Below are 23,380 nucleotides of genomic sequence, written 5' to 3'. Positions count from 1 at the left end.
AGTGAAAATAAGATGGATGATAAAGTGGATGCAGGGCTGAAGAGACCTGGAAAGGATCAGGGCAAAAATCCCATGAAGGCACTTGGAAGGCTGATCAGATATATTCTTAAGGAATACAAGCTGGCATGTATTACGGTTGTGGTCAGCATACTTATATCGGCGCTTGCGATACTGAGTATATCGATGTTCATGCAGAAACTTATCGATGTATATATTGAACCGATGATGAAACAGAGCTCACCTGATTATGGTCCCCTGGCCCACAGGATGCTGGGGCTTGGACTTATACTTGTGCTGGGAATAATCTGCGCATACGCGTACAACAGGATCATGGTAAATGTGACTCAGGGAACCATGAAGAGGCTCAGAGTTCAGCTCTTTGAGCGAATGGAATCTCTTCCGATATCTTTCTTTGACACACATGCACATGGAGATATCATGTCGGTGTACACCAATGATGTTGACACACTCCGTCAGGTCATAAGTCAGAGTATGCCGCAGCTTATCAACTCAAGCATCACATTTATCTCAACACTCATTGCGATGATAGTTCTTGATATACCGCTCACGGTGCTGTCAGTCGTCATGGTGCTTATCATGATAAAGGCGACGTCGAGCTTGGGCGCGAAGTCGGGAAGATACTTCATGAAGCAGCAGCAGGATCTTGGAAAGGTCAACGGCTATATAGAGGAAATGATGAGTGGACAGAAGGTTGTCAAGGTGTTCTGCCACGAGGAAAAGGCATATGATGATTTCTGCAAGTTGAACAGATCTCTTCAGGACAGCGCCTACAAGGCCAATATGATAGCCAACATCACCATGCCGGTGAATGCAAACCTTGGAAATATAAGCTACGTTCTTTGCGCAGTGCTGGGAGGTGTACTTGCAGTAAATGGCTGGTCAGGTCTTACCATAGGAACGCTTGTGGCATTCCTGACGCTTAACAAGAGCTTTACGATGCCGGTGACGCAGATAAGCCAGCAGATCAACGCCATAGTTATGGCGGCTGCCGGAGCTGACAGGGTATTTACCATGACAGACGAGAAGCCTGAGGAGGACGAGGGCTATGTTGAGCTGGTAAATGCAAAGAAGGATGCAGATGGCAATCTCACAGAGACTGAGGAGAGGACCGGACTCTGGGCTTGGAGACATAGGCATGAGACTGGCGAGATCACATACAGGGAGCTCACAGGTGAGGTTGAATTTGAGAATGTTGACTTCGGTTACAATCCGGATAAGATTGTTCTTCACGACATCAATATGTATGCAAAGCCTGGTCAGAAGATAGCATTTGTCGGAAGTACAGGTGCGGGCAAGACGACGATAACCAATCTGATAAACAGGTTCTACGATATACAGGACGGCAAGATAAGGTACGACAATATCAACATAGGCAAGATCAGAAAGCCGGATCTCAGACGAAGCCTTGGAATAGTGCTTCAGGATACACATCTGTTCACAGGAACAGTCATGGACAACATAAGATATGGCAAGCTGGATGCCATGGATGAGGAGTGCATCAAGGCTGCAAAGCTTGCAAATGCTCACGATTTCATAAAGCGACTTCCTGACGGTTATAACACAATCCTTACTGGCGATGGTTCAAACCTCAGTCAAGGACAGAGACAGCTTCTTGCGATTGCAAGGGCAGCGGTTGCGGATCCACCGGCATTGATCCTTGATGAGGCTACATCATCCATCGATACGAGAACTGAGGCCATGGTATCAAGGGGAATGGATGCCCTCATGGAGGGAAGAACGTCATTTGTCATAGCCCACAGACTTTCCACGGTCAAGGATGCGGACTGTATCATGGTCATGGAGCAGGGACGCATCATAGAGAGAGGCACCCACGACCAGCTCATAGATATGAAGGGCAGATATTATCAGCTGTACACTGGCAAGAAGGCCGTAGCTGGGCAGGCGTAAGCCGAATTGTTTATAAAAAACAGAAAATTACTTGCAATTTAAAAATATTTGTGCTACCATAGGGGCAATTAATGGTAGTCGCAGTTAAGCTCAACGAGATGAAAGTTTCGTTGGGCTTTTTATTTTCATAAGGAGGGGCCCGCGTAAGCGGGAGAAATCCTTGCAGAGGAAGCGCACTGATGTGCGCGCAGGTCATCAAGCTACGCTTGACGACATGTTGCGAAGCACGCATGCGCCTGCGCGAAGCGCCTTTGAATGCGCATGCTCAATATTATTTTCGTAAGGAGGAAATTATTATGCCACAAAACAAATTACAGGAATTCGTATTCACAACAATCATGGCCATGTTCATGGTCTATGGAATGATCTGCTACAATGTAGCATTAAGCACAGGAGGTTTCACCAATCAGACATTTGTCATGGCACTTCATGAGATGCCGATCATGTGGCCGATAGCTATTGTGCTTGAGCTTTTCGTGGTTGGAAAGCTTGCACCAATGCTTGCGTTCAAGATCGTGAGACCGACTGACAGACCACAGGTGATAACCTTCATGATATCATTCTACATCTGCATAATGATGTGTCCAATCATGAGCCTTATAGCAACTGTTTTGTTCAAGGATTCACCAAGTGTTGGTACATTTATCCAGACATGGGGAATGAATCTCCCTGTTGCACTGCTCTGGCAGCTCTGCTATTGCGGACCGCTTGTGAGATTGATATTTAGAACTATATTTAAGAGACAGCTTGCGGGTTCTGGCTGTGTAGAGCCATCCAAAGAACCTCAGCCAGAGTCATAATTCTCCGTTTTGGAGAGTTTTGCCTAAAGTATAGACAAAGGCTGGGCGAGGTGTTACAATCCGTTCAAAGCATAGGTTTCAAGTCGAAGGTTTCTATGAGTCCGAACGTAAGAAACGGACCATTCCAACGTATCTATAATTTGCGAATTTCTCATGCTTTTATATCACATTTTTCATAAGAGCAGGAATAATATTCTGGCTGATTTTTTGAAGAAGAATAAGGCGGAGATTTTGCGTATGAATATATTTGAATATGATCAGGAAAAGCATATGAGGCAGACATATGAAGAAACGAGGGGCTGTGTATGAGTGAGGAATACATAACGCTGGATGGATTGTGTCAGCAGCTTTCAATATCGAGGGCAACGGGGCGGAACTGGCTCAGACTTGGGAAAATTGAATCACAGGGCATAGGTCCGGCCGGTCAGATGTATTTCACAGAGGAGTACGTAAGTAATCTGAAACAGTCACTGGAAACTGGCGAACGAAGGTCGCTCAGAAGCCGGCGGAATAAGCGGTATGTGTCCGGCAAAGGATTGTATGACAGATATGTGTCAGACATTTGCGAGAGTACAGACACAGTAAAAAGTCTGGTGGATAAGCTGGAGAGGCAGAATATATGTGTGACTGAGATGGTCATGAGAACTCTGCTGGCGGATTGTGCACTCAAGCTGCTGGTAAGCAGTGGTGAGATTACTGTTGACAGAGAAATATTCCCTGCATATATAGATGGAAGCTTGACAATTGGTGTATGGAGTGCGCTGATCGATGATATAATTCAGGACAAAAAAGCAGCATTATCATGGGCAAATAATAACAAAAATTTTATGGACACCAATTACTATTATCAAAAGGGGGAGGACGTACTTGGACTTCTCTATATGTCTATAAGAGATGCAGGCAGCCGGAAGGCGGCTGGTTCATATTATACGCCGACAAAGGTAGTAAGAACGCTGATAAGTGATGTGACCGGTGATATGGGAAGCAGAATATCTGAGGGTGGTAAGCGATTATTCGATCCATGTTGCGGAACCGGTAATTTCCTTATACAGCTTCCGGATGATATAGAACTAAATAATATATATGCGTGCGATATAGATGAACTCAGTGTACAGCTTGCGAGGTTCAATCTGGCACTTGGGAGATTGTCCGGAAGAGGACATGTCAATGTGGACGAAGCGATCCGGACAATATATGAGCACATAGAGCGCAGAGACTTCATTTCAGAATACAGGAATGATTCAGAATGTGGTGGGGATGATAAGAAGCTCTTGGCTGATCCGGGATATGACATCATCATCGGTAACCCGCCGTGGGGATATACATTTGACAGGGAGACACGGACATTACTCAGGAAAGCATACAGAACTGCAGCCGGAAGGGGCGTGGAGTCGTCTGATGTGTTCGTGGAGTGTGCGCTGAAGCTGTTGACAGATGAAGGAGTTCTTGCATTTGTGCTGCCGGAGGCATTGTTAGATGTACATAATCATAAGACGATCAGGGAGATCATAGCCGAATCGGCAAATGTGAGCCGGGTGAGTTTCCTTGGCGATGCATTCTATGGTGTGCAATGTCCATCGTTGGTGCTGCAGCTTGAAAAGAGTTTTGATCCTGGACATAGCAAAGGTGCGGTGATCGAGAGAGACGGCAGAGAGTTTGTTGTAGGAACGGACAGGCCGCTTGGCAGTGAGAATTTTATGCTTAGGCTCACTGATGATGAGTACAGGCTGCTTTGCAGAATAGAAAATACAGATAACTGTGAATTTCTGCGTGGACAGGCAGATTTTGCACTGGGAATAGTGACCGGGGATAATGCGAAATATGTGTCTACAGAATGCGGAGAGGGAATGGAGGCAGTGATAACCGGAGCAGATGTATACAGATACAGATGCGGAAAAACGGAAAAATATATGTATCCGGAACTTACCCTGTATCAGCAGGCGGCGCCGCTGGAGCTTTACCGGGCTCCGGAGAAACTGATCTACAGGTTTATCAACAGACAGCTTGTATTTGCATATGACGACAGGCAGAGGCTTACGTTGAACAGTTGCAATGTGGTCATTCCACATATACCGGGACTTGATATGAGATATATCATGGCGATACTCAATTCAAGGGTGGCGCAGTACATATATGAGAAGCGGTACAACGCAGTGAAGGTTCTGAGATCCCATATAGAGAATATTCCTGTTCCAGTCGCAGACGAGGAGACACAGAGACGCATAATCTCAAAGGCAGAAGAGCTTATGGCAGAAGAACTTATCACAGAAAGTTCTGTGAATTCAGAAATGCAGACGTACAAGACAGGTAAAGACCATTTGCAGCGATACAGATTGTATGAAGAGATAGATGACATTGTTAGGAAGCTGTACTCAGTTACCGATGAAGAGTACGAGTTCATAAAGCAGTCTTTATCCGGTGACAAATATATGTTATAAAAATAATATACTTTAATTGATCAGGAAGAGGAAGAGACTATGAATAATATACTGCTTATAAACGATATGGCTGGTTATGGCAAGGTTGCACTGTCAGCCATGATACCGATCATGTCCAACATGAAATTTCAGGTGTACAACCTGCCGACAGCCCTTGTGTCAAACACACTGGACTACGGTAAATTCGATATTCTTGAGACCACCGGCTATATGAAGAACAGCATGGGAGTGTGGGATGAACTTGGATTTGCATTTGACACTATAGCAACAGGTTTTCTTGTATCCGAAGAGCAGACGAAGCTGGTGGCTGAGTACTGTGAGAAGAAGAAATCTCAAGGGACGTTTATATTTGTCGATCCGATCATGGGTGACGATGGCGTACTGTACAATGGTGTCACAGAAAATACTGTGGGATATATGAGGCAGATGTGTAAGGTTGCGGATCTGATAGTTCCAAACTGTACTGAGGCGGCATTTCTTGCGGGCAAATACACGGACAAGAAAATCCTGACTATGGCAGAGGCAGAGGAGCTTGCGCACACACTTCACGGATATGGGGCAAGGACAGTGGTTATAACCAGTGTAAATATAGATGGACAGACAAGCACTCTCCTGTTGGATGGCGAGACAGACAAAATGAACGTGTTCCCATATACAGAGATTCCTGTGAGATTTCCGGGAACCGGTGATATATTCTCTGCTGTGCTTATCGGAAAGTACAGAGGCGGACACAGCATAGAAGACAGTGTGCAGTCAGCCATGAAAGTGGTGGAGAAGCTTATAGCCTTGAACAAGGACAATGTTGACAAGTACAAGGGAATCCCTCTTGAACAGTACATAGAGGTGATAACGGAATGAGCAGACCGCAGATCAAGATAACACTCATAGACCGCAAAGGCCCTCACGGCTGCCACAGGGGGCATAAGATAGGTGACAGCTACGATTTTGATACTGAGCGAGGGCAGCTCTGTCCCATGGCCATGCATGTGGCATTTCCATATGTGGATATTCTTAGATATGGTGGAACCATCCCGGGAAATGAGCCGGGAACTGCAGTGTTCTGTTGTCCTGATGTGGACACGATCAATGTGTTCAGGATAGAGGTTGTCCAGTCTGAGCAGGATAAGAATTGACAAATAAACGGCAAAGAGACAGCTAAAGAAGCGGTGTATCGGAAGAAAAAAACTCCCTTATATAATATAATACATGGTAAGTAAGACAGATGTATTTATCAAGTATGGGAGGTGGCACATATGGCAGGATGCAGAGCGCATTACAATATATATGCATGGATAATTGCTGTGGTTATGTGCGTCTCATATCTTGGAGTTTGTGGGCTTTACAACCCGAATGTCAGGAATTATTCTGCGCATTCGGTATCATTGCTTGGTGAGAGTCGGGGAATAGACGCCGGGAACAACGATGTGCTCATGGTTGACAGTTCTGCGGGGCTTGTGATCCAGACAAGAAACATACGGACTGGAAATTCAGAAGAATCCATAGACGATACATGGATGCTGTCGGCGGTTCTTGCGGCATTGCTGTTGAGTCTGATATTCTGTGTATGTGCATCTGCAGGCAGATATCCCGAGATGACAAACAGCCGCAGATGGATACTCCTGGAATATATACACAGGTCAGACGGGAAGAAACGCACCTTCATTGGGAATTAAATGTAATAGAGATTACCAGTGAAGGAGAGATAATTATGGCAATGGATATATTGGCTTATACATTTGGGGTTATAGCACTTGCAGCAGCAATCAAATGCTTTGTGGACGAAAACTGGGGTGAGAAGATGCACCGTGAATCAGAGGATATCACGGCTCCAGATGCAAAAGACATGACTCAGGATAAGAAGGCAGCTTAGATGATAAGCAGTTTAACCAGACAATAAAATAGAGAGAGAATTATTGATCCCACAGATATTATTATGGATATCTGTGGGATCATTTTTATTTTTTCATCCGGTTAAGCTCCGGTATTACGGTTAACAGCATTGTGAAAAAGCATGCGCTTCCTCCGAGTATATTTGATATAGGTTCAGCCATGAATACGCCATTTGTTCCGAGATGGAAAGCATACGGCAGCAGGTATGTAAGAGGGACTACGATGATCGCCTTTCTGAGCAGAGAGAAGAAAATCGCCTGCTTTTTCTTGTTCAGCGATTTGAAAGTAGTCTGGCCGATATACTGAAGCAGCATAAATGCAAATGCAGCGAAATATATTTTGAGAGCCGGGATGGAGTCACTTATAAGTGAACTGTCTGAGCTGAATACAGATATAAGTGCTCCCGGAGCAATCAGGATGATTCCCCATGCTATGACCATATATATCACTGCAAGCAGAGACATGATGGCTATGGATTTTTTGACATGATCGGGCTTTCTGGCTCCATAATTGTAGCTGATGACTGGGGAAGCACCTTCGGCTATTGACCAGATAGGAGTTTCGACGATCTGTCTGACGCTTGACACGATGGTCATGACTGACACATAGACATCGCCTCCGGTACGTGACAGGACACTGTTACAGCATATTGATACAAGGCTGTTTGTGAGCTGCATCACAAATCCAGCGGTTCCCAGACTGACAATATCCTTTGCATATGTCACACACTCCCTGAATTGTCCCAATGAAAGCAGCTTTACCTGCAATTCGGCTTTGTTCTTCAGAAAGTAGAGGACAAAAGCGGCAGACATGATCTGCGATATCACGGTGGCTATGGCCGCACCTCTGACGCCGAGATGTAGGACAAATATAAATACGGGATCGAGAATACAGTTGGCGGCAGCACCGACGGCCACTGTCAGCATACCTGTTACAGAATATCCCTGTGCATTGATGAATGGGTTCATGCCTGTTGATACCATGGATGGCAGAGTGCCAAGCAGATATATCATCATATATGGGTACGCATATGTGAGTGCGCTTTCCGATGCTCCGAACAGGACCAACAGCGGTCTTGCAAATATCATACCGACAGCCATGAGAATAATGGCAGCACCACATAACATAGTGAAGGCTGTATTCATTATGGTATCTGCGGTTTTATCATCCCCCATCCCTCTTCTGATTGAGAACAGAGGGGAACCGCCACTGCCAAACAGATTGCTGAAGGCAGTGATTATGATGGTGATCGGGAAACAGAGACCGACTCCGCCGAGAGCAGCGGTGCCCACATCAGGTATTCTTGCTATGTAGATCCGGTCGATCACGTTGTACAGCAGACTTATGAGCTGAGCCACTAGCATAGGCATGGCCACACCGAGTATATTTTGAGTTATCTTTCCATTTTCAAAGTTTACTCTTTTCATAGATTTCATTCCTTACAAAATGTATTGAATAGTTTACTTTCATATAATAGAACTGCAGTTAAAAATAATCAATAGACGTATATGGGGGTGTGTTATAGATATGAAACTACCTTCTCAATCATATTTTGTTTAAAATGATTAAAAAATAATTAATATTTAACTAAATTAAGTTTGACTATTAGGTAGAGCTTAACTAATATGAAAACAGAAATGTATAATGTATATAGAACAAATGGAATGACAGGAGACAATATTATGAAGATCAAGCCAAATGATGTTATGATCAGGTATACAGGACGTATTGACTGGACAGATGCGGAGAAGCCGGTGTGGGTATATCCTTGTACATCTGCGGAGATGAAATTTACGGGTAATACTCTTAAGATAAAGGTGTCCAACAGGAATAACTATTGGGACAATTATCTTGGATGTATAATCGATCAGTCGCAGAGAAGTTATCTTTTAAATAAAGAGGGAATTACGGAACTTGATATAGTTGTTCCGGATAACGATACAAATGAACATTGTGTGCTGTTCTTCAAGAGACAGGATGCATGTCATGAGGTAACAATACTTGAGTATGAGATCGGAGATGGGGAGAGACTTCTTCCTTTGAAACCGCTGTCAGGCAGACGAATAGAGGTGTATGGAGATTCGGTGTCAGCGGGTGAAGTATCTGAGGCTGTCGACTTTGTTGGAAAGGAAGATCCGGTACACAATGGCGGTTATTCTAATAGCTGGTATTCGTATGCGTGGATTACTGCAAGAAAGCTGAAAGCACAGATTCATGACATAGCCCAGGGAGGGATAGCTCTCATGGACAGGATAGGATGGTTCCAAGAGCCGAATCAGATTGGCATGGAAAGTGTGTGGGATAAGGTTCACTACAACCCTACATTTGGTCCGGTGACACAGTGGGATTTCTCCCAGTACACACCTCAGGTTGTTATAGTTGCTATAGGACAGAATGACAACCATCCGTATGATTTTATGAAAAATGACTATAACGGCAGGCAGGCGGAAACGTGGCGTGACCATTACATGAAATTTCTGGGAAAACTCAGGAAGACATATCCGGATGCACACATAATCTGCTGTACCACACTTCTTTGTCACGACTGTTCATGGGACAAGGCTATAGATGAAGTGGTTGACACTATGAATGATAAAATGATAACTCATTATGTATATGGAAGAAACGGATGCGGCACGCCAGGACATTTGAGGATACCGGAGGCGTGTGAGATGGCAACGGAGCTGGCCGAATATATAGAAGGTCTCGAAATTGAAGGGTGGAATTAAATTATATCCTAACTTAGAGGTAATATAGGATTATTAATGAGCTGATGTTCAAATATGGAGGATAAACCATGGAAAATTATGATCTTGAAAGAATAAAATCAGTTATACAGCGCGCCCAGAGTGGACAGGAACTTACAATAGGGTTCCTTGGCGGTTCGATAACGCAGGGAAGTTTGGCGACGGAGCATGAAAATACTTATGCATACAGGGTATACAAGTGGTGGTGTGATACATTTCCACAGGCAAAGTTCAATTATGTGAATGGCGGAATCGGCGGCACAGACTCATACTATGGTGTGTCCAGGGCTGTGACTGATGTGCTCATGTACCAGCCGGACTTTGTGGTTGTGGATTTCAGTGTAAATGATGTGGATAACATATACTGTGAAGAGACCTTTGAAGGTGTGCTGAGAACACTGCTTTGCTGGTCATCAAGACCGGCGGTGGTGGTGCTCAATAACGTTTTCTACGACACGGGTGTAAGCACCCAGGATATTCACAACAGACTTGCAGATCACTATGGAGTGCCACATGTGAGCGTGCACGACACCATATACAGGCGGATGAAGGCGGGAGAATATAACAGGATCGACATAACCCCGGATGGACTTCATCCAAATGACAAGGGACATGGCCTGGTAGCCGGTGAGATAACAAAGTTTCTTGAGAGAATTATGGATGATCTCATACAAGATGAGAATTTGGCTAATGACTCAAATACGGATACCGCAGATGCTGGCGCGGACACAGAGAATGATATCCAGGACGAATCAGCCTGCTCATGTGTACTTCCTACCCCTGTTACCGCAAATGCTTATGAGTATGCAAAGAGGCTTACCATACGCGAGATATGTCCTAAGCTTTCAGGGTTCAGGGCTGATACTCATGAGAAGATGGGACACCTTGATCATTTCAAGAATGGATGGACAGGTGTACATGCCGGTGATAGCATAACATTTGAACTTGAGGGAAGCTGCATAGGAATTCAGTACAGAAAGACAATATCAAGACCTGCTGTCAGGGCTCAGGCTGTGCTTGATGGGGACGTCGAGCACCCGGTTTTATTGGATGGCAATTTTGATGAGGACTGGGGTGACTGTCTGTATATAGAGCCTGTGCTTCATCATGGTGAGAAGAAGAAACACACACTTGAGATAACGGTTCTTGATGATGAGTGTGCCGGCACTACACCATTCTACCTTATGGCGGTAATAGCTGTCTGATAGGACAGTATCCTTGGTAGAGTTGATGTGTTGACATTACAACTGTTGTAAGGTTTAATATCATGTGGGGACGGAGGTAACGGACGCCCTCCGTCCACATCAACATGAAAGACGAGGCCATACAAATCAATGGAAAAGAACCTTACGACCGGCAGTGTGCCAAAGACGATGGCGTATTTTGCACTGCCTTATCTATTATCTTATTTTCTACAGACTCTATACGGGATGGCGGATCTGTTCATCATAGGGCAGTTCTGTGGCAATGATGCCGGGGCCACCACAGCGGTGGCAAATGGCTCCCAGGTCATGCACATGCTCACAGTTATTCTGGTGGGACTTGCCATGGGAACCACAGTTGTCATAGGAAAAGCAGTGGGGGCGAAGAAGCTTCGGGATGCACAGGCGGCCATCGGAAATACAGTCACCATCTTCATGATAATATCAGTATTGCTTACAGTAATGCTGCTCATTTTTATAAATCCAATAGTTGCAGTTATGGATACCCCGGAGGAGGCTGTCAAAGGAATCACGGATTATCTGATAGTCTGCTTTATAGGAATTCCATTTATAACAGCATACAACGTGATAAGTTCCATATTCAGGGGACTCGGCGATTCCAAAAGTCCAATGTACTTCATCGCGGTTGCATGCGGCCTTAATATTGCACTTGATTATATATTTATAGGCGTCTGCGGCATGGGCCCTCTTGGCGCAGCACTTGGAACAACGCTGGCACAGACCTTCAGCGTTATAATATCATTTGTGGCGATAAAGAGAATGAACACAGGGCTGAGACTTACGAAAAATGATTTTGTTCCGAGAAGATCTGTGCTCGGAGAGATCGTAAAGATAGGTCTTCCGGTGGCTGTTCAGGACGGCTGTATACAGATAGCATTCATCATCATAACCGTCATTGCGAATAAACGTGGTGTAAATGACGCGGCGGCAGTGGGCGTTGTGGAGAAGATGATAAGCTTTATCTTCATAGTTCCATCGTCAATGCTCGCCACAGTATCGGCACTTGCCGCACAGAATATTGGCGCAGGAAAGCATGACCGGGCGGAGCAGATACTAAGGTATGCACTGGGGATCATAGTGGTATACGGAGCCATAGCTATTGCGGTAGTTGAAATATTTGCACCGGAACTTGTGGGACTCTTTAGTAAGAACAAAGTAGTTGTAGCGATGGGAGTTCAGTATATCAGCAGTTATATAGTGGACTGCGTATTTGCGGGAATACATTTCAGTTTCACCGGATATTTCTGTGCCTATGGCAAATCCTATATAGGGTTTATTCACAATATGATAGCCATAGTATGTGCAAGAATTCCGGGATCATATCTGGCATCTGTCATGTATCCAGACACCCTGTTCCCGATGGGATTTGCGGCACCGGCTGGATCATTTATATCCATAGTGATATGCGTGGGAGCATTTGTGTGGATGAAGAGGCGCGGTACGCTGTATAAGGCCAACTTATAAGAGATATGTATTGGGTGATAGGAATGTTTATTGTGCGTTCATTTCGTAAAGCTGCGACTTGTAAAAAGTTATATAAACTTATATAAAGTTATAAAAATTTATATAACTTTACATAAGAGCAATAGAAGGATAGTAATTATATCTATACAAGGAGGAGCTATGGGGAATCCATTTACATTGTCATTTGGAAAGAAACCGGTGCAATATATTTCGAGAATAGCGCAGACAGACAGGATAATAGATGATTTCAAGGCTGATATCTCGTCAAATCAGATATTTATGATAACCGGAGTTCGAGGCTCGGGTAAGACAGTCATGATGACGAATATATCTTCGGAGATTGGAAAAGATGAGAACTGGATAACGGTGGAACTCAATCCCAAGAGAGATCTGCTGCAGAGCCTTGCCTCCAAAATATACAGTATACCGGAGATGCACGCCAGGTTCATAAGTGCAAAACTGGACTTCTCTGCATTTGGACTCGGTGTGTCCATAGAGAATTCGGACCCGGTCACAGACATTGAAAATGTTCTTGAATGCATGCTGGATCATATAAAAAAGGCTGGCAAAAGGCTGCTCATAACAATAGATGAGGTCATAAATTCTGAATATATGAGGATATTTGCAAGTTCATTTCAGATATTTGTAAAGCACGATTACCCGATATATCTGCTGATGACAGGATTATATGACAATATATACGAGCTTCAGAATGACAAATCTCTCACGTTTCTGTACAGAGCACCAAAGATAATGCTTGAGCCGCTTAATTATGTTGCGGTGCGGAGACACTACATGGATATATTTGGCATAGATGCGCAGTATGCAGAAAGGATGACGGCGCTTACCAAGGGGTATCCATTTGCGTTTCAGGTACTGGGTTATCTGTATTGGGAAGAGCGCGATACGAAAACTATTGATCAGATATTGCCTGAATATGACCAATATCTGGAGGAGTATGTATATAGCAAGATATGGTTAGAACTGTCAGAGCTTGATAAAAAGATACTTCTGGAAATCTCTGTAAGTAAAGAGAGCCGTGTCAAGAATCTGCGGGAGAAGCTGGAAATGAAATCAGAGTTATTCTCAGTATATAGAGCGGTTGAAGAGAAAAGGGGTTGTCGATACCAGAGAGTATGGCAAGATAACCCTAGCACTTCCAAGATTTGATGAATTCGTGAAATTACAGATGATATAATGAGCGCAAGTGAGCCAACATGCTTGCATGATATAATGAGCCGCTCATCAGTCGTGCGGAATATCATGGAATCTACCGTCCAGCTCCTCGGTCTTGACCACGTTGATAAATGCGTGCTCATCGATCCCACGGATCATCGGTATGAGCTCACGCTTCGCTTCCGAGTTGATGACGGAGTAGATGAGGGTTTTCTCCTTCTCCTCGTAACATCCGACACCCTTGAACAGAGTAGCGTCATGGTGAGTCAGGTCGCTGATGGCGTGGTAGATCTCATTTGACTTGTCGGAGATGATGAACAACGTTTCTTTCTTATATCTCTTATACAGAAGCTGGATCACCTGCGTGCTGCAGAACTGGTAGATGATGGAGTACAGAGCCTTTGACCAGCCGAACAGTGCACCGGCGGCGATCAGCATCACGATGTTTCCGAGCAGTATGTAGTTCCACGCATCTATACCCTTCTGGTGGGACAGGAATATGCTGATGAAATCAGTTCCCCCGGTGCTGGTTCCAACGTTCAGGCACAGGCTGATGGCGAGTCCGTTGATGAGACCGCCGAACAGGCTTACAAGCATTATGTCGTCAGTGAATACATATGATGGCAGGATATCCACAAATATACTCGACAGAAGTATGACTATGATCGAATAGAGGGTGAATCTTTTGCCGATATATTTGTATGATATGTATGTGGGAAACAGATTCAGCCCAATGTTGAAAACTGCAAAAGGCACGCTTATGTGCAGAAATTTTATTCCAATGTTCTGGAGAAGCAAGGATGCTCCGGAGAACCCGCTTGGAAACAGCCCTGCGGTCTTGGCAAAGCATCGGAGATTCCATGCGTATAGTATAGATGCAAATACGACGATGAACAGGCGAAATACCTGATAAAATCTTGGGTGTTTTAACTCTAGAGATTGAAACATAGCGGTACCTCCTTTGTAAGTGTCACTGTAAAATGCGGTTAATTTTCAAATGGGCGAACCCTCAAAGTCACGCCTAAATCCTTGCATATCTGGCGGCATAGCTCGATCTTATCCTCGGGCATGACCTTGTCAACAACTGTCATGACAACGTGTGGCACGTACCTTTTGGCAAGAACGGCAAAATCCTTGATGGCCGCGTAGGACTGAATCCCATAGCGTGATCTGGTCAGCTCAAGAAATTCATTTTCATCAGGGGCGTTCAGGGATATTGATACAGTGTCGAATCTGCCCTCAAGCTCTGGTGTGACATCTCTCCCATATATAAGATTGGCAAGTCCGATGGTGTTGAGACGGACTTTGAGATTGGGATATGTGTTTTTCAGTGAATCGATCACCGCGCATACGTCTTCCAGTCTCTCAAGAGGCTCGCCAAATCCGCAAAATACAAGTTCATTTATGACACTCAGGTCATACTTTGAGAAAAGTTCCAGAACCTCTTCTATGGAAGGCTCGCCATCCTTCAGCCAGAGAGTATTGTTCTCCTGCTGCTTTTTTGTCTGCCTCAGGCAGAACACGCAGCTGCAGGGACATTGGTTAGTCATATTCACGTATATATTTTTACCGGTGAGGTCCCCGCTCTCTGCTATGTCGAGGTAGCCCTCCTCACCAACTTTTCCGGTCACAGTGTATAAAACCATAGTTGAATCTCCAATCGTTTAAGTTATTCCTCAGTCAGATCCTTCATGTACATCTCAAAGCACAATCCCCAGTTCTCCGGAACATTGTTCTCAACGCAGTAGCTTATGCACTTTGATACATATGAAGCGGCCTTTTTCACGGACTCATAGACGCTGTGTCCGTTCAGATACATACCCGCAATGATGGCTGCGATCACATCTCCAGTGCCGCTCCTGTCGCCGCCGATCCTGTCAACCATGACCATCTGGAAATCCTCATCCTTGTTGTAGATGAAGTTGGCTATCTGAGTCTTATTGAAATGTATTCCTGTCACAACGATATGTTCCGGTCCCTGCTCCGCCAGGGTCATGCACATTTGCCTTAGCTCGTTCACGGTCACAGTGTGCTCCGGATATGGAAGATCAAGGAGGGTGCAAAGCTCCGTCAGATTAGGAGTGATAATGTCGGCATATTTTACAAGCTCCTTCATCTTGCTGCACATAGACGCGGTATAGGTTGGGTACAGCTTGCCGTAGTCACCCATGACGGGATCGACGATAACAAAATTCTTCTCGTTTTTAAAGTATTTGATAAAGTCGATAACTATATCAACCTGTTCCTCAGAGCCGAGAAATCCTGTGGATATGGCATCGAACTGCAGCTCCAGATCTTTGTAGGTCTGGATGTAATCCCGCATTTTGGGTGTGTAGTCATCAAAGTAAAATATAGGAAACTGTGTATGTGTAGATAGTATTGCCGTCGGCACAGTGACTGCCTGGATCTTCATGGCGGACACTATCGGCGCCATGACAGCGATGGAACATCTTCCGAATCCTGTAACATCATTTATTAGAGCGATTTTTTTCTGCATCTTAGTTCTCCAAATTCAATAAATATAGTAGATTTTATCATCAAATACAGGTGTGTTCAATATTTGAATTCCGTCAGACCAAGTGAAATTTATGTGCAAAAGGGAGGGAATGGGTAAAATTTCTACATTGCCCCATATCTTGATAAGTAGTAAAATATAGGCAAATTTTGTATGGCTGGTGTTCAGGAGGAATGAGTATGAATGAAGTCGTTTTAAAGATATATGTCTTTTCGTCAATTATAATAGCCGTCATGGATATTATACTGGCGATGAAATCCATAAAAAAGAATAAGACGACTGGAAGGTTTCTGGGACTTGCCTGCATAGGAGCAGCTATAGTCGATGTCAGTTATCTTATCAGCATTATAAGCGATTCGTATATGGCCATGTCCGTCATGTCGAGTATATATTTCGTAAGCATTGATTATATGCTGGTATGTCTGCTCATATTTATTGTTTATTTTACAAAAGGACGTTTTTCAAAGCGTGGAAGAGCGGCGATAGGCGTATGCTTTTTTTACTGTCTGTATGAGCTTGTAATATTTGCCATAAATCCATTCAAAAATATAGCGATAGGGTATGTCAGAAGAGACACCGTGATAGCGAAATACAGCTATGATATGAAACCGCTGTATGATATGCATCTGGTTTTTTCATATGCGCTGGTGTGTGTAGTACTCATACTCCTTGTAAAGAAACTTTGCAAGATCCCACATGAATATCGTTTGCAGTACAGCAGTGTCATCCTGGGACTTCTTGCGCTCGTTGGGATAAATGCAATATTTCTCTACGCTCCGGGAGCGGAGGTGTACAAACTTCTGGATTATTCCATCTGCGGCTACAGTCTTACATCATTCATTCTGTACTGGAGCTGCTTTAATTATTCAACCCATGGCATGCTCAACAAACTAAAGACAAACATATTCGAGAATATAGGTCAGGGAATAGTTTTGTTTGATTATGACAACCATTTGATCCTGCACAATGACAGAGCGGATGACTTCCTTGGAAAGGAACTCCTCTGCAAATGTGAGAATCTGCAGCAGTTTCTTGAGACGTATGATCTGTCCGTTGATCTTGCAGCTGATGACGACAGTTTTTCTCTGCAGTGCTATATAAAAGGTGATGATGGAGACAGACCTTTAAGGTGTGATATCAGAAGGCTTGACAACAAGGAAGGCCGAAGGCTTGGCCAGATGTTCGTATTTTCGGATATATCTCTGGAGACGGATATGCTTACAGGATTTCAGAAATGGGAAAGCTTTCAGAGACTTGCCATGGAGGAGGTGGACCATTTTACGTTTCCGGTTGGAGTGGCAATATGCGATATCAACGGATTGTCCGTGATCAACAGCACCCTGGGTAATCAGGCGGGTGACCAGAGGATAAATGCACTTGCGGGCATCATGAGAAAGGACTTTCCGGAGAGAACATATTACGTCAGGGGTATTGATGCGCACCTGATAGCACTTTGCAGTCACAGCAGTGAGGAAGAGATGGCGGCATGTGTTGAAAAGGTCAAAGAACAGTATGATGGAAGTATACAGTATGCAGTGGGGGTGGCTGCGGATGAGGGACAGAGCATCGTCGCTGCAATCACTGATGCGGCAACAGCCATGAAGACAAAAAAGCTTGTGGACAGTGAATCATCGCACTCAGATATGCTGACATCGCTTATAAGGGCTCTTGAGGAGTGCGACAGCGATACGGAACAGCATGTGCGTCGTACACAGGAGCTGGGGGCTGAGCTTGGCAGACGAATAGAGCTGTCAGATAGCCAGCAGAGCAAGCTGGCGCTGCTCTGTCTGCTCCATGACATAGGAAAGGTAGGAGTTCCTATGGAGATACTTAACAAACCGGGAAAACTCACGGATGAGGAATGGAAGATCATGCGTTCCCACGTTGAGAAGGGTTATGAGATCGCCATGAGCAACACAGAACTCAGACAGATCGCGGAGGAGATAAGGCATCATCATGAGAGATGGGATGGAAATGGATATCCGGATGGACTGAGCCGTGAGAGTATACCGGTTCTGTCACGTGTGATCGCGGTGGTCGATGCATTTGACGCAATGATCAATGACAGACCTTACAGAAAGGGCATGCCGATATCAAAAGCGATAGAAGAATTAAAGAGCTGCGCGGGCAGCCAGTTTGATCCATATATAGTTTCGGAGTTTATAAGGCTTGTATCAGAGAAGTATGCAGATTCGCTGGCAGCTGACTCAAAGCAAGGGGCTGCTGATGGTGGTGTCGGTGCAGATGGTAATGGAGAGAATGTTGGTGATCGAACTGCCCCAGGAGATGGTCTGGCGGACGCTGATGGTGATGGCGCCAGCACAGACGACGAACAGACAGAGATCCGGATTATGGCGCGCAGACAGATGGTGGATTCTACTGAATATGGCAAGGATGCGTTTCGTGTACATACAGTCAAATATAGCAGATATCTGGTGGATGAAAACTGGAGGATCATATCTGTAGACGATAATTTTGAGGAGCTTACGGGTTACAGCAAGGAGGACATAGAGAATAATATCATAACCCAGATCGACCTTATACCGGACGAGGATAAAACAGAATATCTCTGTCAGGTAAATGCGAATCTGGCAAAGAGCACATTTGTATTTCAGGAACACAAGATACATAGGAAGGATGGCAGGGATATATATGTATTATGTACTGGAAGAATGTTTTATGATTCGGCACTTCAGAAAGACAGAGGAGAAATAGTAATAGTGGATGTATCAAGTACATATGCTTTGAAGATGCTGACAGATGCGGAGCAGAATAAGGCGGATGTGAGACTCAGAAACTGGGAGAATACCTATCGTACAGATCCCCTCACAGGACTTTTGAACCATGCGGCATTTAGAAGTGACATGGAGCAGAGACTTCTTGAGTGTACGCACACAGCGGTGATGATCATGATGGATGTAGACAGATTCAAGCAGTACAACGACACCTACGGACATCACAATGGCGACAAATATCTTGTCCTTGTGGCACAGACACTGCAGGCGGCACTCCGCGGTGATGACCATGCATGCCGTATGGGCGGTGATGAATTTGCAGCCATGCTGTTCTTCAACAAGAGTGTGTCTGATGACGTGATAAGGGAACGTGCCCAGCAGATATTTGACAAGGTGAACCTGACTGTGAAGGCCACCGAGGGAGGAACAGGAATCTCCATGGGTGCGGTGATCGCAAGAACTGAACTGACATTCAATGAGATGTATGAGGAGGCGGATAACGCCCTCTATGATGTTAAGGAGAGTGGAAGAGGCAGGATTGAGGTGAAGAGGCATGGGGAGTAGATTTAAGGGTGCATGATTTGTGAAAGTGACGAGGTATTGCTTATGATAAAAAGGAAATTAGCAACATTTATGTTGACATTAATACTGGTGATGACAGGTGTATCGACGATTCGTGTGATAGGCTATGCGCAGGAAGAATCTTCTGGTTCATCAACAAATCCCCAAGAGGGAGTTACAGAATATAAGTACAGTGCTGAAAGTGACCCTCAAAATGGTGTAGCATTGAAGGTTGAATGGAACGAGCCCAAATTAGGGGAGGATACAACATTCCACGTTTCGGCGGATGGTGGCAGTGGCCGGTATTTGTTTAGAATGGATGCACCGAGTTATTCCAACCCGGGTGAGTATAGTTTTGAATCCGTGGCGGATCCAAGCCGCGGAGCGTGGATTCAATACACAGATGAGTGCGAATCTCACGACTTTGAATTCACAATGGCTGCTTCGGGAGTCTATAACTTCAGGTTTTATGTAATGGATAAAACCTCAGGGGTCTATTATATGCGTGTGAGCACAAATATACAGGTATCTGACAGGGCTTATCCGAGCGTGGGTGACATCGTGAATGCTGCGGTAAAAAAGTGCAGCAAGGAGACTGATGGTTCAGACTATGAAAAGGCATTGTGGCTGCATGACTGGCTGCTGCAGCAGCTTGATTACGATCATTCCCTGAAATGGTCTTCGGCAGAGAGTGCACTGACACGAAAACTGGGCACATGTCAAGCATATGAGAGTGCCTATTCAAAACTGCTTACTGCAGCCGGCATAACAAATGCTGAGACAAGGGATACCTATGATGGACATACCTGGAATGCCATGAAGCTGGATGGCAAATGGTATCAGGTGGACTGTACATGGGATGATACAAAGGACAATTATTATAACTTTGATCCTACGCATTTGTATTTTGGACTGACGGATGAACTCATGGCGTTGGCACACAATGGTCATAATAAGATTTATACGGCAAGCGGTTATGGCACACGTTCCACAAGCCTGGCAGATAACTATTTTGTTAGAAACGGAGATGCCGCAAAGTGGGCGCGAGCCTACGCTGAGAGGATTCAGAAAAATCTCAATGCAGGTAAAACCAAATTCGAAGTCAGCACTGACAATGCGTCATATCCGCCGAGCATTTCGGGTATTCAAAATGGGATTATCGCATATGCCTTAAATCAGATGACGTGGAAGGCGGGAAGTAAAAAGGTTGCATTGCGTGTGGCAGGAACATCCACCAAGCTTTCTTTTACTGCAAAATACACGGACACAGTAAAGCGCGTGAGAATAGTATTTGCTCCAAATGGAGGGCGTGTGAGTCCCGGAAGTAAGACAGTCATTTGTGGAAAAACTTACGGAACCCTGCCGACACCTACCAGAAGGGGATATACATTTGCAGGCTGGTACACAGCAAAGAGTGGCGGCAGCAGGATCGGCAGCAGTTCGGTTGTGAGGACCACCAGGAATCAGACATTATACGCAAGGTGGAAGCTGGTAAAGTATAAGATCCAGTACAGTCTTGGCAAGGGGGCAAACAGCCGGTCCAATCCAGCCAGTTATACCGTCGTTTCCAGGACTATAGTCTTGAAGAATCCAGTCAGAAAAGGTTATATATTCAAGGGTTGGTACAGCGATCCAAAATTCAAGAAAAAGGTTACGAAGATTGCAGCCGGCAGCACCGGCAGCAGAAAACTCTACGCCAGGTGGGTGAGAAAATAAATTCATACAAATCAATGCAATATCCCCCCTTGTTGTCGAATTGTAAAAGATGTGCGATAATAAGTGCTGGAGAAAATATTTGGCACCAAGGAGGCATATAGGGGGTTATGGCAAAAATTGCGTTTTGTGATGATGATGTTTCTGTGCTTGATGAGATGCAAAGGCTCATGGAACAGTATTGCGCGGAGAGAGACTGCAAAATAGAATACAATATTTTCAATCATCCTTTTGACCTGGTGGCGGAAATAGAGAAGGGAAACAGATATGATATCCTGTTTATGGATGTCTTGATGCCGGGAGAGAATGGAATTGAAGCGGCAACGGAGATACGAAAATACGATAAAAATGTCAAGATCATATTTGTCACATCGTCCTCTGAGTTTGCGGTGCAGTCTTACGTGATAGGTGCATACTATTATCAATTAAAGCCCATCTGGGCAGAGAGCTTTTTCCGTTTGCTTGATTCTGTGCTTGCAGCCTGTAAAAAGGAGGCGGAGACCAGCCTCATTCTGCGATGTAAGAGTGGAATCACCCGTATAGATATAAAAGCCCTGGAATATTGCGAAGTCATTCACCGCACCCTTATATTTCACCTGAATACAGGAAAAGTACTGGAAAGCGCCGGCAGCATGGATGAGCTTGTAAAGCAGCTTTCCACGTATCCTTTTTTTCACAGACCTCACCGTTCTTATCTGGTAAATCTGGAATATGTGCAAAACATAACATTTAGGGGGATTACCATGTCTAGTCTTGCAGAAATACCGGTTCCACGGGGAAAATACAATGAAGTAAAGGATGCATTCCTTGAATATGCGTTCCAGAACAGGCAGGTAATGATATGAGCCTATATATTTCGCTCCTTAACAATATGGCTGTGAGCTTTTTTGGGGGAATATTATCAGCGTCTTTTTGTAATGCGCTGTCCACTAGGAAAAGAAAACTCATTTTCATAGGATGCATGGTTTTACTCCCGCTGATACAGAGCATATTATATTTCAGCAAGGGCGCTGATTTTGTAAGACATATTTATCCGTTGGCGGTGCATCTTCCATTGGTCATTGTTCTCTGGATGTTGACAGGAAAATTGCTGTGGTCTGTTTTTTCTGTACAGGCGGCATACTTGTGTTGCGAACTTAGAAGATGGGTTGCACTTGCCACAGTTGCTGCATTTTCGGGAAGGCAGATGATGCAGGATATTACAGAACTTGTGGTTACAATCCCTGCATTGCTGCTTCTGCTTCATTTTGTGTCACCTGCAGTCAGAGGATTGTCAGATAAAAGTCTCAGGGAGCAATGGCAGTTTGGAATCATACCGGCGCTATATTATGTATTTGACTATTTTACAATAGTGTATACGAACCTTCTTTTGAGTGGTAGTTACGTTGTAGCGGAATTTATGCCTTTTGTATGCTGTGTTGCATATCTGGCCTTTCTCTTATATAACTCCAAAAAGGAACAGATGCAGAATGAGATGAAGCTGATCCGGAATAATCTGGATCTGCAGTTAAGTCAGGCGGTGAGGGAAATCAGCAGTCTGCGTGAGTCGCAGACATTGACCAGACAGTATCGCCATGATATGCGTCATCACCTGCAGTATGTGTCTACATGTATAGAAAATGGTGAAGTTGAACAGGCGCAGGCTTATATATCGGGAATATGTAAGGAGATTGAGGCGCAGAAGGTCCAAATATACTGTGAAAATGAGGCAGTGAATCTGATCCTATCTTCATTTGCGGGTAGAGCCAGGAAGAAAGAAATTGAAATAAAGATACAATGTGCAATTCCCGCAGATCTTACGGTGTCGGAAAGTGATCTGTGTGTGCTCTTATCTAATGCCTTGGAAAATGCCTTGCATGCATGTGTGCCTTTGGCTGCAGAGGGAAGATCATGCGAGATTGATGTGAATTTTTATGAAAGAAATAAACACCTTTTTTTACAGGTGGTAAATGACTGTAAAGCTCCCATAAAGTTTCAAAATGGAATACCTGTGTCTGATATGGAAGGACATGGTATAGGCGTTCAGAGCATATGTGCGATCGTGCAGCGTTACGGCGGGGTTTTCAGCTTTGCGGAAAAGGATGGCAAGTTTACGCTCAGACTGTCATTGTAAAAGAGTGTCGATTCGATACATTTTTGGTACGATTCGTGCATTTAGACCTCACTGATTGCAAATACATAATAAAATA

19 protein-coding genes are annotated in these 23,380 nt (G+C 44.5%); 15 read left to right on the top strand and 4 right to left on the bottom strand.

The features are described 5' to 3' along the window. The first annotated feature begins 12 nt into the window (after window positions 1-12). From DW159_RS11805 to DW159_RS13730, 7 genes are all read left to right on the top strand, one after another. Window positions 13-1,929, top strand: coding sequence for an ABC transporter ATP-binding protein (locus DW159_RS11805; RefSeq protein WP_199412501.1), 1,917 nt, complete (start codon window positions 13-15; stop codon window positions 1,927-1,929). 296 nt (window positions 1,930-2,225) lie between these two features. Further along, a complete protein-coding gene (locus DW159_RS11800) occupies window positions 2,226-2,729 on the top strand; it encodes a DUF2798 domain-containing protein (RefSeq protein ID WP_117550981.1) in 504 nt (167 codons plus the stop codon). Between the two features lie 305 nt (window positions 2,730-3,034). Further along, entirely contained in the window at window positions 3,035-5,167 is a 2,133-nt protein-coding gene (locus DW159_RS11795; RefSeq protein WP_117550979.1) for a TaqI-like C-terminal specificity domain-containing protein, read from the top strand. A gap of 39 nt (window positions 5,168-5,206) precedes the next feature. Then, window positions 5,207-6,025 carry a pyridoxamine kinase gene (locus DW159_RS11790; RefSeq protein ID WP_117550977.1) on the top strand — a complete coding sequence of 273 codons (819 nt, stop codon included), beginning with the start codon at window positions 5,207-5,209 and terminating at the stop codon, window positions 6,023-6,025. Continuing rightward, a complete protein-coding gene (locus DW159_RS11785; RefSeq protein ID WP_117550975.1) occupies window positions 6,022-6,300 on the top strand; it encodes a TIGR04076 family protein in 279 nt (92 codons plus the stop codon). The genes DW159_RS11790 and DW159_RS11785 overlap by 4 nt, the downstream gene beginning before the upstream one ends. Before the next feature lie 120 nt (window positions 6,301-6,420). Beyond that, entirely contained in the window at window positions 6,421-6,840 is a 420-nt protein-coding gene (locus tag DW159_RS11780) for a hypothetical protein (protein WP_055147572.1), read from the top strand. Between the two features lie 35 nt (window positions 6,841-6,875). Next, complete coding sequence (locus DW159_RS13730; RefSeq protein WP_015533608.1) at window positions 6,876-7,037, top strand: hypothetical protein; 162 nt, start codon at window positions 6,876-6,878, stop codon at window positions 7,035-7,037. Window positions 7,038-7,122: 85 nt separating this feature from the next. Here the strand turns inward: DW159_RS13730 and DW159_RS11775 are convergent, their stop codons facing one another. Next, on the bottom strand, window positions 7,123-8,484 hold the full coding sequence (locus DW159_RS11775) for an MATE family efflux transporter (RefSeq protein ID WP_022216274.1): 1,362 nt from the start codon (window positions 8,482-8,484) through the stop codon (window positions 7,123-7,125). A 255-nt stretch (window positions 8,485-8,739) separates the two neighbouring features. Here DW159_RS11775 and DW159_RS11770 point away from each other — a divergent pair, with 255 nt between their 5' ends. From DW159_RS11770 to DW159_RS11755, 4 genes are all read left to right on the top strand, one after another. Next, window positions 8,740-9,786 (top strand): GDSL-type esterase/lipase family protein, encoded by a 1,047-nt coding sequence (locus DW159_RS11770; RefSeq protein ID WP_117550973.1) that lies wholly within the window; start codon window positions 8,740-8,742, stop codon window positions 9,784-9,786. A gap of 68 nt (window positions 9,787-9,854) precedes the next feature. After that, window positions 9,855-11,009, top strand: coding sequence for an SGNH/GDSL hydrolase family protein (locus DW159_RS11765; RefSeq protein ID WP_117550971.1), 1,155 nt, complete (start codon window positions 9,855-9,857; stop codon window positions 11,007-11,009). A 129-nt stretch (window positions 11,010-11,138) separates the two neighbouring features. Further along, window positions 11,139-12,491, top strand: coding sequence for an MATE family efflux transporter (locus DW159_RS11760; protein ID WP_117550970.1), 1,353 nt, complete (start codon window positions 11,139-11,141; stop codon window positions 12,489-12,491). A gap of 159 nt (window positions 12,492-12,650) precedes the next feature. After that, window positions 12,651-13,661 carry a KAP family NTPase gene (locus DW159_RS11755; RefSeq protein WP_242992711.1) on the top strand — a complete coding sequence of 337 codons (1,011 nt, stop codon included), beginning with the start codon at window positions 12,651-12,653 and terminating at the stop codon, window positions 13,659-13,661. 75 nt (window positions 13,662-13,736) lie between these two features. Here the strand turns inward: DW159_RS11755 and DW159_RS11750 are convergent, their stop codons facing one another. Genes DW159_RS11750 through DW159_RS11740 form a run of 3 tightly spaced genes read right to left on the bottom strand, consistent with a single transcriptional unit; the run spans window position 13,737 to window position 16,164 of the window. Then, the gene (locus DW159_RS11750) at window positions 13,737-14,615 is read right to left on the bottom strand and encodes a YitT family protein (protein WP_117550968.1); all 879 of its coding nucleotides are present in this window, start codon (window positions 14,613-14,615) and stop codon (window positions 13,737-13,739) included. A 38-nt stretch (window positions 14,616-14,653) separates the two neighbouring features. Further along, entirely contained in the window at window positions 14,654-15,313 is a 660-nt protein-coding gene (locus DW159_RS11745) for a TatD family nuclease-associated radical SAM protein (protein WP_117550966.1), read from the bottom strand. 23 nt (window positions 15,314-15,336) lie between these two features. After that, a complete protein-coding gene (locus tag DW159_RS11740) occupies window positions 15,337-16,164 on the bottom strand; it encodes a pyridoxamine kinase (RefSeq protein WP_022216280.1) in 828 nt (275 codons plus the stop codon). Window positions 16,165-16,361: 197 nt separating this feature from the next. On the opposite strand from DW159_RS11740, the gene DW159_RS11735 reads away from it, so the two are divergent. The 4 genes from DW159_RS11735 (at window position 16,362) to DW159_RS11720 (ending at window position 23,304) form a co-directional block, all read left to right on the top strand. After that, complete coding sequence (locus tag DW159_RS11735) at window positions 16,362-19,481, top strand: diguanylate cyclase domain-containing protein (RefSeq protein ID WP_117550964.1); 3,120 nt, start codon at window positions 16,362-16,364, stop codon at window positions 19,479-19,481. A gap of 69 nt (window positions 19,482-19,550) precedes the next feature. Then, window positions 19,551-21,194 (top strand): InlB B-repeat-containing protein, encoded by a 1,644-nt coding sequence (locus DW159_RS11730; protein WP_242992709.1) that lies wholly within the window; start codon window positions 19,551-19,553, stop codon window positions 21,192-21,194. Between the two features lie 107 nt (window positions 21,195-21,301). After that, on the top strand, window positions 21,302-22,036 hold the full coding sequence (locus tag DW159_RS11725) for a LytR/AlgR family response regulator transcription factor (RefSeq protein WP_117550961.1): 735 nt from the start codon (window positions 21,302-21,304) through the stop codon (window positions 22,034-22,036). Window positions 22,037-22,314: 278 nt separating this feature from the next. After that, the gene (locus DW159_RS11720; RefSeq protein WP_242992707.1) at window positions 22,315-23,304 is read left to right on the top strand and encodes a sensor histidine kinase; all 990 of its coding nucleotides are present in this window, start codon (window positions 22,315-22,317) and stop codon (window positions 23,302-23,304) included. Window positions 23,305-23,380 lie beyond the last annotated feature (76 nt).

Origin of the sequence: Coprococcus sp. AM14-16 (assembly GCF_003434675.1) — a bacterium.
Lineage (GTDB): Bacteria > Bacillota > Clostridia > Lachnospirales > Lachnospiraceae > Coprococcus > Coprococcus aceti.
This window is presented reverse-complemented; position numbering and strand designations above follow the sequence as displayed.